Genomic DNA, 674 nt, shown 5'->3' on the forward strand with positions numbered 1-674 from the left:
TGCATAAACAGATAACTGAGATCACCGGTGCTAATGTCTTCTTTGCCAGGCCTTATCACTCATGGGAGCGTGGTTTAAATGAACACAGTAACGGACTTATCCGCCGTTTTTACCCAAAAGGAACGGATTTCAACTCAGTCACGGACAACGAGATTGCAGAACTTGAGCACATACTTAATACTCGGGGACGAAAATCGTTGGGCTATTTTTCTCCAAATGAAGTATTTTTAGCTCATCTAATGGCTGCATAACGTTTTATGGGTTTGTTGCGTTTCGACTGGGAATGGGCCATGTCGGTTGCAGAAGACGAACAGGGCCTCATCGAAAGGGGAATGTGCCATATCCTGCTCGATAATCAGCAACAGGCCGTTGATACTTTTACGAAAGTCGACATGACCTGAATAGAGGTAAATGGCCGGCACTTCGACAAACATCTTCATGGTGCCATCTCGCGAATGAAGGTTGCCAGCCAACACGGCGAAATTCCGCTTGTCAGCCGTAACGTACAGTGAGACAGCTCCAGGGTGATAATCGAATGCGTTTGTGCCTTCTCTATCGTGGAGATTTTAGTCGTCAACTTTTCATCCCCGGAGGTCATAATAGCATTCGGCGCCATGGCGTGAATAAAATGCGTGGGCTGTTCTTCCACAGGATAAAGCCGCTTTTTTGCATTG

The 674-nt window shown here is 46.6% G+C and carries 3 protein-coding genes; 1 reads left to right on the top strand and 2 read right to left on the bottom strand.

The window, feature by feature from the left end:
* A partial coding sequence (locus CBG25_RS04190; protein ID WP_290603699.1) for an IS30 family transposase occupies positions 1–251 on the top strand: 251 nt, incomplete at its 5' end.
* Here the strand turns inward: CBG25_RS04190 and tnpB are convergent.
* Positions 237–440 (bottom strand): IS66 family insertion sequence element accessory protein TnpB, encoded by a 204-nt coding sequence (gene tnpB / locus CBG25_RS04195; RefSeq protein ID WP_290604817.1) that lies wholly within the window; start codon positions 438–440, stop codon positions 237–239. The two genes, CBG25_RS04190 and tnpB, sit on opposite strands and share 15 nt — an antisense overlap.
* Positions 437–674, bottom strand: a 238-nt coding sequence (locus CBG25_RS04200) for a hypothetical protein (protein ID WP_290604819.1), incomplete at its 5' end; no start/stop codon positions are given. The genes tnpB and CBG25_RS04200, both read right to left, overlap by 4 nt.

This window comes from Arsenophonus sp. ENCA (assembly GCF_002287155.1).
Classification (GTDB): Bacteria; Pseudomonadota; Gammaproteobacteria; order Enterobacterales; family Enterobacteriaceae; genus Arsenophonus; species Arsenophonus nilaparvatae.

Bases quoted from the DNA above. Each gene is read 5' to 3' on its own strand.
- tnpB (WP_290604817.1), bottom strand. From the start codon at position 440: ATGAAGATGTTTGTCGAAGTGCCGGCCATTTACCTCTATTCAGGTCAT.